General features: G+C 40.7%; 9 protein-coding genes. 7 read left to right on the top strand and 2 right to left on the bottom strand.

Annotated features, from left to right (window positions below; translation table 11 throughout):
• The first annotated feature begins 122 nt into the window (after positions 1 to 122).
• The 6 genes from AC973_RS08315 (at position 123) to cspD (ending at position 7,962) form a co-directional block, all read left to right on the top strand.
• The gene (locus AC973_RS08315) at positions 123 to 2,759 is read left to right on the top strand and encodes a valine--tRNA ligase (RefSeq protein WP_048729516.1); all 2,637 of its coding nucleotides are present in this window, start codon (positions 123 to 125) and stop codon (positions 2,757 to 2,759) included.
• 180 nt (positions 2,760 to 2,939) lie between these two features.
• Positions 2,940 to 4,184: a bifunctional folylpolyglutamate synthase/dihydrofolate synthase gene (locus tag AC973_RS08310; RefSeq protein ID WP_048729518.1), complete on the top strand. Its 1,245-nt coding sequence runs from the start codon at positions 2,940 to 2,942 to the stop codon at positions 4,182 to 4,184.
• Positions 4,162 to 4,806 (top strand): HAD family hydrolase, encoded by a 645-nt coding sequence (locus tag AC973_RS08305; RefSeq protein WP_048729515.1) that lies wholly within the window; start codon positions 4,162 to 4,164, stop codon positions 4,804 to 4,806. Before AC973_RS08310 ends, AC973_RS08305 begins: the two co-directional genes overlap by 23 nt.
• Positions 4,807 to 5,017: 211 nt before the next feature.
• On the top strand, positions 5,018 to 6,694 hold the full coding sequence (locus AC973_RS08300; protein WP_048729514.1) for a formate--tetrahydrofolate ligase: 1,677 nt from the start codon (positions 5,018 to 5,020) through the stop codon (positions 6,692 to 6,694).
• Positions 6,695 to 6,869: 175 nt separating this feature from the next.
• A complete protein-coding gene (gene radC / locus AC973_RS08295; RefSeq protein ID WP_048729512.1) occupies positions 6,870 to 7,574 on the top strand; it encodes a RadC family protein in 705 nt (234 codons plus the stop codon).
• A 187-nt stretch (positions 7,575 to 7,761) separates the two neighbouring features.
• Complete coding sequence (cspD, locus tag AC973_RS08290) at positions 7,762 to 7,962, top strand: cold-shock protein CspD (RefSeq protein ID WP_016896897.1); 201 nt, start codon at positions 7,762 to 7,764, stop codon at positions 7,960 to 7,962.
• A gap of 440 nt (positions 7,963 to 8,402) precedes the next feature.
• Here cspD and AC973_RS08285 read toward each other — a convergent pair whose 3' ends face one another.
• Both AC973_RS08285 and AC973_RS08280 read right to left on the bottom strand, forming a co-directional pair.
• Positions 8,403 to 9,131, bottom strand: a complete 729-nt coding sequence (locus AC973_RS08285) for a hypothetical protein (RefSeq protein WP_048729510.1) — start codon at positions 9,129 to 9,131, stop codon at positions 8,403 to 8,405.
• Complete coding sequence (locus AC973_RS08280; RefSeq protein ID WP_048729509.1) at positions 9,132 to 9,698, bottom strand: tRNA (mnm(5)s(2)U34)-methyltransferase; 567 nt, start codon at positions 9,696 to 9,698, stop codon at positions 9,132 to 9,134.
• A 194-nt stretch (positions 9,699 to 9,892) separates the two neighbouring features.
• Here AC973_RS08280 and AC973_RS08275 point away from each other — a divergent pair.
• Positions 9,893 to 11,767 (top strand): LysM peptidoglycan-binding domain-containing protein (locus AC973_RS08275; RefSeq protein WP_048729507.1); only part of this gene is annotated, 1,875 nt, incomplete at its 3' end.

The raw sequence follows: 11,767 nt of genomic DNA, 5'->3' as shown, positions 1-11,767 counted from the left end.
CAGGTAATCTAATGATTACCTGGCAGATATTACTCATCAGTCCTATTTGACGAAGAGCCATTGTTATAGTATAGGGCTTTTATTTTGCCAAAAATATGAATCAAAGAAAGAGGGAAGCTTTCATGAAAGAGACTAATATGTCTACTAAATACCAACCGAATGCGGTTGAAGAAGGTCGCTATGATCAATGGGTAGCGTCAGGTGTATTCGCCCCTAATGAAGATAAAACTGCTGAACCATATTCAATCGTTATTCCACCTCCCAATGTAACTGGTAAATTACATCTAGGTCATGCTTGGGATGTGACTTTACAAGATATGTCTATCCGTCAAAAACGGATGCAAGGTTACGATACTTTATGGTTACCAGGTATGGACCATGCGGGTATCGCAACGCAAGCTAAGGTTGAAGCGAAATTAGCCGAAGAAGGCATTTCTCGTTATGACCTAGGCCGTGAAAAATTCATTGACCAAGTGTGGGATTGGAAAGAAGAATATGCTGAAACAATCCGTCAACAATGGGGTAAGATGGGTATCTCTGTTGACTATTCACGCGAACGTTTTACCTTAGACGACGGTTTAAGTGAAGCTGTGCGTAAAGTCTTCGTTGATTTATACAATAAAGACTTAATTTACCGCGGTGAATACATTATCAACTGGGATCCAAAAGCCCAAACTGCCTTATCTGATATGGAAGTGATCTACTCTGATGATAATGGTGCTTTCTACCATATTTCATATCCATTAACAGATGGATCAGGTTCGTTAGAAATCGCTACAACACGTCCAGAAACCTTGTTAGGGGATACGGCAGTTGCAGTCCACCCAGATGACGACCGTTACACGCACTTAGTTGGTAAAACCATCACTTTACCATTAGTTGGTCGTGAGATTCCAATCGTTGCGGACGAGTATGTTGAGCGTGAATTTGGGACTGGTATTGTAAAAATTACCCCTGCCCATGACCCTAACGACTTTGCTGTAGGGAACCGTCATGATTTACCACGTATAAACGTGATGAACGCTGACGCAACTATGAACGAAAATGCAGGCGAATTTGCAGGCATGTCTCGTGAAGAAGCCCGTAAAGCAGTCGTTGCTGCCTTAGACGAACAAGGTTTCTTAATCCGTGTTGAAGAAATGGTCCATTCAGTTGGTCACTCTGAACGTACAGGTGTCGTTGTTGAACCACGTCTTTCAACACAGTGGTTTGTTAAAATGCGTCCATTAGCGGACGATTCATTAGAAAACCAAGACACTGAGGACCGTGTTGATTTCTACCCACCTCGTTTTGAAAATACCTTTAAGACCTGGATGGAAAATGCCCACGACTGGGTTATCTCACGTCAATTATGGTGGGGTCACCAAATTCCAGCTTGGTACCACAAAGAAACTGGTGAAATGTATGTCGGTATGGAAGCACCTGCTGACAGCGAAAACTGGGAACAAGATCCAGATGTTTTAGATACTTGGTTTTCATCTGCCTTATGGCCGTTTTCAACTTTGGGGTGGCCAGATACTGATGCAGAAGACTTTAAACGCTACTACCCAACTTCAACATTGGTAACAGGGTATGACATTATTTTCTTCTGGGTTGCCCGTATGATTTTCCAAGGGTTGGAATTCACTGGTCGTCGTCCATTCAAGAATGTTTTAATCCACGGTTTAATCCGTGATAGCCAAGGGCGTAAGATGTCCAAATCTCTAGGTAACGGGGTTGACCCAATGGATGTTGTTAACGAATATGGTGCTGACGCTTTACGTTGGTTCCTAGCAACTGGTTCAACACCTGGTCAAGATATCCGTTTCAACGAAGAGAAACTGGAAGCTGCTTGGAACTTTATTAACAAGATCTGGAATGCTTCTCGTTATGCCATCATGAATCTTGATGACTTAACTTATGATGAAATAGATTTATCAAACGTGACTGAAATCAAAGACCAATGGATTTTAACACGTCTAAATGAAACCATCGCTTCAGTTACTGCAAACTTTGATAAGTTTGAGTTTGGTGAAGCAGGTCGTTCATTGTACCACTTCATCTGGGATGAATTCTGTAACTGGTATATTGAAATGGCTAAAGAAACTTTACAAGGTGAGGACGAAGCTGCGAAAGCGACAACCCGTTCAGTATTGGCCTATACATTAAACAACATTCTACGTTTAATGCACCCAATCATGCCATTTGTAACAGAAGAAATCTGGGCGCATATTCCACATAAAGAGGCATCAATCGTTACAGCTGCGTACCCAACGGTAGATGAAAACTTATCTAATCCAAAAGCTGCTTCTGATATGAACTACGTGATTTCACTGGTTAAAGCAATCCGTAATGCTCGTAACAAACAAAACGTGGCCTTATCTAAACCAATCGAAATCATTGTGAAACCACGGAACGCTGAAATAGGTCAAGCCCTTGAAGACAACATTGCCTTCATTAACCGCTTCACCAACCCAGAAAGCTTTACGATTGATACAAGTGCTACAGCGCCAGATCAAGCGGTAACCTTATTCTTTGACGGTGGAGATATTTACTTACCATTAGCTGGTTTCATTAACATCGAAGAAGAAATTGCCCGTTTGGAGAAAGAATTAGCCAAATGGCAATCTGAAGTAGACCGGGTTGAGAAGAAATTGTCTAACGAACGCTTTGTGGCCAATGCCCCTGAAGCTGTCGTTGAAGAAGAACGCCAAAAAGGTCAAGATTACCGGGATAAATTAGTTTCTACTAAAGAAAGAATCGCTGAATTACAAGGCTAATTTGACCCAAAATAACCATTTGAGAAGCCGACTTAACTTAAATAGTCGGCTTCTTTTTTCGGATTGAATCACTTAGGCCATGCAGCAAAAATATACCCAGTGATTTACACAAATAAAATACTTTTAAAAGACTTTCCGTGCTAGAATGATGTCTGAAATATGATAATGAAAAATGGGGGCATGAAATTGGGTATTTTAATGCATAATATGGCGCAAATCGAACAATGGTTGGGCGTGTACACTAAGTCGACGCCAAAAGATTTTTCACGGATGGCAAGTGTGCTTGACCGCTACGACCACCCAGAGTTAAAAACACCCGCAATCCACGTGACTGGTACCAACGGCAAGGGGTCAACCTGTCGTTTTATCGAGCAAATGGCGACAGATCACGGTTACTCGACCCTCCTATTCACGTCACCACATTTGGCGTCCATAACAGAACGTATTCGTCACAATAAAGAAAATATCGACGACCAAGCCTTTATTCAACTCATGAACGAAGTCCGTCACCATATCGAAGCCCTAAAAATAGAATCTATGTCCTATTTCGAGGTCCTCACTGTAGCCTTCTTTATCTATGCTGGCCAAGCGGACGTCGATTTACTGATCATTGAAGTAGGGATAGGTGGCGAAAAGGACTACACCAATATTCTCCCACATGCCGTCCGGGTCATCACCTCTATTGGTAAAGACCACATTCCTAGTTTAGGTGAAGATGAATTTGCCATTACCAAGCAAAAAGCCGGCATAATGCACCATGGGGATACCCTGGTTGTTGGGGAAATTGCCCCAGAATACTTGGCTATTATCCAAGACAAAGTGACTCAAGAAGAAGGTCAATTGATTTCTTATAAATTGCAACCGCAGATGGATATTCCGCAACTTGGTTTTTACCAAGTATGGAATGCTCGGACAGCTTACGCTGCTTTTGCCGCTTTTACAAAGGGAAATGGCTTGTATTTTAACCAACAAACAGCCATTGAAGCCATTCAAGCGACAGCTTTACCAGGTCGTATGGAATTGATTGCTAACAAGCCAGCCACTTTTATTGATGGCGCCCACAATATTTTAGCCATTAAAGTGTTGCTGAAAGAATTAAAGGCGACTTTTGCGGATAAGAGAATTATCATGTATTTTTCAAGTTTAGACCGTAAGGAAATTAACGACTCACTAGACTATATCCAAGCACATTCAGACATCGAACTATATGTCACCACTTTTGATTATGAAGAAGCGAGAAAAGAAGACGATTATTTAGTCACTACAGATGCGAAATTTGTGAATAATTGGTATGATGATTATAAGCAATCCGCATCAGAAAATGTAGATGCCGTAGTAGTGTTCTGTGGCTCTTTCTACTTTATATCTGAAGTGCGAGAAAAACTACAAAGTGAGGATATCTATGAAAACATCAGTAATTTTTGATATGGACGGGTTAATGCTAGACACTGAGAAGATCTACGCCCAAGTAAACCAAGAAGGATTCGAATCGATAGGAATCGAATTCACCATGGATGACTACCTAAAATATGTTGGGGTTGGCGAAAAAGAGACCCTACAAATGTATGAGGAAGCCATTGGTGACAGAGAAGCAGCAGAAGCCTTATTAGCCCGCGAAGATAAACGTTACTTAGAAATCATCAAAGACCAAGCCCCTGATTTAAAAGACGACTTGATCAAAGTGTTGGATACGTTAGCAGCTAAAAATATTGATTGCTATGTAGCATCATCATCAAATATCGAAACAGTGGAGTATTTATTAGAGGCAACAGGTATCCGCAAATACTTCAAAGGTGTGCTTGGTGGTGACCAAGTAGAAAACGCTAAGCCAGACCCAGAAATCTATCTAAAAGTTGTGGCTGATTTCAACTTAGACAAAGAGAAAACAATCGTATTAGAGGACTCTATTCATGGCGTTAATGCTGCTTATCAAGCAGGTTTAGACGTGATCATGGTCCCTGATTTGGTAGCACCGGATGATGAAACTTACGACCGCGTTTTAGCAGTCGTTGGCCGTCTTGGTGACGCCTTACCATTTATCGATTAAGCAAATTTGACTGGTATCCTCGTGGGCCAGTCTTTTTTTAATACGAAAGTGCTTTTTGGCAAAAGGGGTAGATGTCGGCTTGCTAGGACCCCTATCTATGGCAGTTTTGCTAGCAAAGAGAGAAATCGTCCTTTTTCAAGAAAGTATTAGATGGGCTTAAAAGTATGCTAGAATATAATGAGAAAATGATGTCATAGAAAGAGGTTTTGTCATGTTAACAGATATTCAAATTGCCCAACAAAATGAGTTGGCGCCGATAAGTGAAATTGCTGAAAAAATTGGTTTTAATGTGGACGATATCGATTTATATGGAAAATATAAGGCCAAGGTACCTGCAAAAACCTTGGAAAAAATTGAATCGAATGAAAATGGCAAATTGATATTGGTGACAGCCATAAACCCGACGCCTGCTGGTGAAGGGAAATCGACAACAACAGTTGGTTTAGGGGACGCATTGAGTCGGCGCGGCAAATCAACCATGATTGCTTTGCGTGAACCGTCTTTAGGGCCAACTATGGGCGTTAAGGGTGGTGCTGCCGGTGGTGGTTACGCGCAAATTCAACCGATGGAAGATATTAACCTGCATTTCACAGGCGATATGCATGCCATTACAACGGCCAATAATACCTTGTCTGCCTTAATCGACAACCATATCCACCAAGGGAATGAATTGAATATTGATGTTCGCCGAGTGACTTGGAAGCGAGCGGTTGACTTGAATGACCGAGCCTTACGTGAGGTTACAGTGGCACTAGGTGGCGTTGGGAACGGCTTCCCGCGTCAAGATGGATTTGACATTACTGTGGCGTCAGAAATTATGGCGATTCTATGTTTAGCGACAGACCTAGAAGACATGCGTGCACGTTTTGCCCGGATTGTCATTGGGGAAAACCGCGACCGTCAGCCAATTACTGTAGCTGATTTGGGGGCTGAAGGTGCTTTAACCTTGGTCATGAAGGACGCAATTGCGCCGAATTTAGTGCAAACTTTGGAGCATACGCCAGCATTTGTGCATGGTGGGCCTTTTGCTAATATTGCCCATGGTTGTAACTCAGTTGTGGCAACACATGCAGCCTTGAAGTTGGCGGATTATGTGGTGACTGAAGCTGGGTTTGGGGCTGATTTAGGGGCCGAGAAATTCATGGACATTAAAGTGCCCGTCCTTGGAAAAGCGCCGGATGCAGTCGTTGTTGTGGCGACCATTCGTTCATTGAAAATGCACGGTGGTGTTTTAGTGAAAGACTTGAATGAAGGCGAAAATGTTGAAGCGGTGGCGGCTGGTTTTGCCAATCTGCAAAAACATATTGAAACCATGCAAAATTTCCAAGTGCCAGTGGTTGTTTGTGTGAATGAATTCGTAACGGATACGGAAGCTGAAGAACAGGTTGTCTTAGACAAATGTGCTGAGCTTGGGGTGGTGTGTGTGAAATCATCTGTATGGGCTGATGGTGGCCAGGGTGGTTTGGACTTGGCGGACGCTGTCGTTACCGCAATTGACGGTAATGACCAGGAATTTAAAGCGACTTATGCTTATGAAGCAACGAATTTAGAAGAGAAAGCCCGTGCCATTGTGCAGAAAGTTTATGGCGGACGCGATGTTGTCTTTTCTAAGAAAGCTCAAAATCAAATGCATCGTTTCGAGAAAAATGGCTGGGGTAGTTTACCAATCTGTATGGCGAAAACCCAATATTCACTATCTGATGATCCAAAATCCCTAGGTCGACCAAAAGACTTTGATGTGACAGTACGTGAATTGGTACCAAAAATCGGGGCTGGCTTTATTGTAGCCTTGACGGGTGATGTGTTAACGATGCCAGGCTTGCCAAAACATCCAGCAGCCTTGGATATGGATATTAAAAAAGATGGCGAAATCACTGGTTTGTTCTAGGGTTTCCTGTGGCATCAGCTAAAAATATAAGTGGATTTATGAGAGAGCGTGTAGCGAAAGTTGCACGTTTTTCTTTTTGCCAAAAAAATAAAGCGAAACCTGATTTCTATTCATAATTAGATTGGTCAAGTTAGCACTTTTACCACGTATAAATATGGTAGAGGGGTGTGAAAGGATGACTGAAAATCAAGTGTTATTAAAGACAACGATACATGAGCTACCAGAGGAAATTAGGCCGAGGGAACGGTTGATGACCCACGGGGCAGAATCGTTGACTATGTATGAGTTATTGGCTATTGTATTACGGACGGGGAACCGGAGTTTGAACGCCATTCAATTGGCTATGAAAATTATCCAGCATTTCGGGACGAGGTATGATTTGCGTACGGCATCTTACCATGATTTGATCCAGTTGCCAGGTGTTGGACCAGCTAAGGCGGTTGAAATACAGGCTGCTATAGAGTTTGGCCGGCGCTTATACCAATCTAACCAGGAAAAATTGGGCGTTATTATGTCAACGAAAGATGCGGGGAATTATTGTATTGAGAAGTTGAAAGACCTGCAGCAGGAAAATGTGATGGCCTTATATCTAAATACAAAAAACCAAATCGTTAAAGAGAAGACCATATTCGTTGGAAGTTTAAATGCTTCAGTTGCACATCCAAGGGAAATCTTTAAAGAAGGGGTTCGGGCGTCTGCTGCGCGAATTATTGTCGCCCATAATCATCCGTCAGGTAATCCGTCGCCTTCTCAGGCGGATATCGACTTCACCAGACGGTTGGCTGAAGTGGGGGAGTTGATTGGCATAGAAATATTGGATCACATCATTGTAGGTGGCGATGCTTTCTTAAGTTTACAGGAATATGGTGTTTTTGAATGATAAAAATAACTTTACTTATAATTTATCATTGCTAAATGTATTGATCCATGTTATACTAAAGTAAGAATTTTTGGATAGGTAAAAAGTTATACATTTTTAAAAGTGCTAGGCACTTAAAAGTTTTACTCGAGCCGTGCAAGAATTACTAAAGAAATATGTGCATGAGCACGAGGAGGATTCTATTATTATGGAACAAGGTAAAGTTAAATGGTTTAACGCAGAAAAAGGTTTTGGATTTATCGAACGCGACGGCGCTGACGACGTATTCGTTCACTTCACAGCTATTCAAGGTGACGGGTTCAAATCTTTAGAAGAAGGTCAAGAAGTTTCTTTCGAAATCGAAGATGGAAACCGTGGACCACAAGCAGCTAACGTTGTTAAAGCGTAAATCTAATTTAAATTTTAACAATTAGGGCAACAGCCCACAAGACTAGTTAAACATCTGTTTAGCTAGTCTTTTTTTTTGCTTTAAATTTGAAAGATATTGAAATATCGGAGATCTCTAGCGACCTAGAAGCAGCAAAAAGTTCGCATTTGTATTCAAGTATCATTCGATGTTTCAAAAATAGGCTCTCTTTTATTCGACCTATTCGTAGCTATATGGGCTTCTTATGCAGGGAATTTATTATCGAAAATTGATTCTAAACATTGTTCATTTAAAATGAAAAATTAATTTTTGGGACTATATATTGTGGATATTATTGAGATGATTTTAAAGGCTATCTCGATAATATCCTTTTTCTTATCCTTCATTTCAAATATGCTAACAAAATAACAAAACCCGCTTTGATTTGGTCCTAGCAACCATTCAAAGCGGGTTCTTTTAATTTACTGTCTCTTTTTAAGGAATAGGCTGTAAACCATAATCACTAATGAAATGATGATTAAAGCGATTGTTTGGCTATTCAATGATTCCGGAATAATGGAGCTTGCAGCGATAGCGATGATCAAGACCACAACGGCAAAGCTAGCCAGTAATTTCATCATTCTTGCTGAATTTGATTTTTTACCAGCGATTTCTACGCCTTCAGAACGGTAATCCATGAATAAGCTAGATAACCAGGAGAATACTGCTAGGTAGAATAGGAATTTGATAAGGCCTAAACCGGTTAGTAAGACTTGCGCGTTGGCCATTTCTAGGATGTTTTGCATGATGACCATTTCCATTGCGATAAATAATGGGGGCAATACTGGCAGTAAGTTATGCGTACCAATCACTAAATGAATCAATAACCATTGTAGGAAGAGTAATCCTTTTGCCAAAATAGTTACGGGACTAAAAATTAAAATGGCGATTAGGGCAACTTCGACCACACCTAAAATGACCATATTCTTAATGAGTGTGAGTCCTTTTTGCTTAGAAAATAATAAGTAGACCTGTGTAAGTAAAAATTGCCAGAATATTAATAGTAGAAAATTTGTCCAGTTAAATGTGTTGACTGCTTGTAATGTCATGAAGGCAGGGATTGCCATGAGACATACGAGTAGGACATGGAAAAGTGCTGGGACAAGAATTTGGCGGTTTTTGCTACCGGCCATGGATTTGATTGCTGCCATTTATTGTCTCCTTTCAACGATAAATAATCGTGGAGGTAGGTTTTTTTGGTTCAAAAAATTGAACATAGCTACATTATAACTTTTTTGGTCGCATTTTTCGAGATAAGATTGAACCGCTTCAAATTCTTCCATACCACCCGGATGACCAACGTATGAAGCAATCAGTAACACCCCCATCTTATCTAAGCGTTCAAGGACCGTTTGAATGGCTTTGATAGTGGTCTCTGATTGGGTGATGATCTCCTTATCTCCACTAGGCAAATAACCGAGGTTGAAGATGGCTAATTGCAATTTCTCATCGGCCGGAATGACTTGGTCTAATTCGCTATGGTCTTTTACAAACAATTTTGTATTTTTAAATTTTGCCTCTTCAGAAAGGCGTTTTTCAGCGAATGCAATCGCCTCTGCTTGTATGTCTAATCCGTAGACGATACCTTCTTGACCAACTAGTTGTGAAAGTTGCAGAGTATCATTCCCTTTACCTACTGTCGCATCTAATACATGGTCGCCTTTTTGAATTTTTTCTTTCATTATTTGATGCGTCACAGTGACAATATTTTGAAACATACCATTCCTTCTTTCTATATTAATAGCTTAATCTACTGTGGGTTTTCAGAAAACAATATTACACTAATATTACAAATATTAAATAATAACATCAACACAAATTAAGTCTTTCTTAATAAAATTATTTTAGATAGAATTTAGGTTGTGAAAGTTTAGTTTTTTTGACAATTAAAAAATTACAAGGGGGAGTATAATTGGTTATTGAGGAAAATAAAGCAGTGTCGCGCAAATCAATTGCGTCAATTTCCAAAAAATCAGCAACTTTAGGGGCTATCGTTTTAGGTTCTGCTTTTGCTGTATCAAGTTTAAGTGCAAATATCGATATTCCAACAGTAGAAGCGAGCGAAGGGAAGACGGTTACTTTTGCATCAACCAATAATGCTTTCTTAGATAGCATCATTCCGGATGCTTATAAGCTAGCAAATGATAACGACCTATATGCATCAGTAATGATTGCTCAAGCGATTTTAGAGTCTAACTGGGGTGTATCAGGTCTATCAGCAGCACCATACTACAACTTATTCGGGATTAAAGGGACTTATAACGGCGACGGTGTAACTTTCTACACACTTGAAGATGATGGTTCTGGTAACTACTACCAAATCAGAGATTCATTCCGTGATTACCCATCATACAAAGAGTCATTAAATGACTACGCGAATAAAATGGTTAATGGTGTTTCTTGGGATTCTGAATTTTATTCAGGTACTTGGAAATCAAATACAAGTTCATACACAGATGCGACTGCTGCCTTAACTGGTACTTACGCAACTGATACCCGCTATGGTGGTAAATTAAACAACTTAATTACGACACATGGTTTAACACAATATGATACACCTGCTGGTTCAACCTCAAGTACATCTGCATCAGTTTCTGGTGCAACTACAAACTTATCTGCACAAGGGACAACATCATCTACTAATGGTGGGAAGTCTTATACAGTTAAAGCTGGTGATGGTTTATACACTGTGGCACGCGCTTTAGGTGTAACTGTTGCGGAGGTTAAGGCGCAAAATGGCTTAACTTCTAACCTAATTCACCCAGGCCAAGTCTTATCTGTAGCTTCATCTAGCGCATCTTCATCGTCTAGTTCAGCAAGCACAGAAACAGCTACTAACACTGGTTCATCTGCTTCAACATCAGGTAAATCATACACAGTTAAATCGGGTGATGGCTTATACAGTGTAGCGAAAGCCTTAGGTATTTCTGTATCAGAAGCACGTTCATTAAATGGCGGTTCTGACTTGATCCACCCAGGCCAAGTATTTAAAGCTGGTCAGTCGACAACTTCTACATCAAGTTCGTCTTCTTCATCAAGCTCAAGAGCTAACACTGGTTCATCTTCAGCATCAACATCAGGTAAATCATACACAGTTAAATCTGGTGATGGCTTATACAGTGTAGCAAAAGCCTTAGGTATCTCAGTATCAGAAGCGCGCTCATTAAACGGCGGTTTTGACTTAATCCACCCAGGTAAAGTATTTACTGCAGGTTCATCTAGTCAAGCGACTTCTAGTGCATCTTCATCAACTTCGAGTGCTTCAACTAGTTCATCTGCTTCAACATCAGGTAAATCATACACAGTTAAATCTGGTGATGGCTTATACAGCGTAGCAAAAGCCTTAGGTATTTCAGTATCAGAAGCGCGTGCCTTAAATGGTGGTTCTGACTTGATTCATCCAGGTAAAGTATTTAAAGCTGGTCAGTCGACAACTTCTACATCAAGTTCGTCTTCTTCATCAAGCGCAAGTGCTAACACTGGTTCATCTTCAGCATCAACATCAGGTAAATCATATACAGTTAAATCTGGTGATGGCTTATACAGTGTAGCGAAAGCCTTGGGTATTTCTGTTTCAGAAGCCCGGGCCTTAAATGGTGGTTCTGACTTAATTCACCCAGGTAAAGTATTTACTGCAGGTTCATCTAGTCAAGCGTCTTCAAGTTCAGCTACGTCAGCTTCAAGTGCTTCAACTAGCCAATCATCTGCGTCAACATCAGGTAAATCATACACAGTTAAATCTGGTGACGGTATTTACACTGTAGCGCGTGCCTTAGGTATTTCATTA

Source organism: Carnobacterium sp. 1290_CSPC (assembly GCF_001053265.1).
Lineage (GTDB): Bacteria > Bacillota > Bacilli > Lactobacillales > Aerococcaceae > Aerococcus > Aerococcus urinaeequi.
Note: the sequence above shows the minus strand (reverse complement) of the source record. Positions and strands in the feature narration are given on the sequence as shown.

What these genes read in the sequence shown, in the direction of transcription:
- AC973_RS08305 (WP_048729515.1), top strand. Translation starts at nt 4,162, where the DNA reads ATGAAAACATCAGTAATTTTTGATATGGACGGGTTAATGCTAGACACT.
- AC973_RS08285 (WP_048729510.1), bottom strand. Translation starts at nt 9,131, where the DNA reads ATGGCAGCAATCAAATCCATGGCCGGTAGCAAAAACCGCCAAATTCTT.
- AC973_RS08315 (WP_048729516.1), top strand. Translation starts at nt 123, where the DNA reads ATGAAAGAGACTAATATGTCTACTAAATACCAACCGAATGCGGTTGAA.
- AC973_RS08280 (WP_048729509.1), bottom strand. Translation starts at nt 9,698, where the DNA reads ATGTTTCAAAATATTGTCACTGTGACGCATCAAATAATGAAAGAAAAA.
- AC973_RS08310 (WP_048729518.1), top strand. Translation starts at nt 2,940, where the DNA reads ATGAAATTGGGTATTTTAATGCATAATATGGCGCAAATCGAACAATGG.
- cspD (WP_016896897.1), top strand. Translation starts at nt 7,762, where the DNA reads ATGGAACAAGGTAAAGTTAAATGGTTTAACGCAGAAAAAGGTTTTGGA.
- radC (WP_048729512.1), top strand. Translation starts at nt 6,870, where the DNA reads ATGACTGAAAATCAAGTGTTATTAAAGACAACGATACATGAGCTACCA.
- AC973_RS08300 (WP_048729514.1), top strand. Translation starts at nt 5,018, where the DNA reads ATGTTAACAGATATTCAAATTGCCCAACAAAATGAGTTGGCGCCGATA.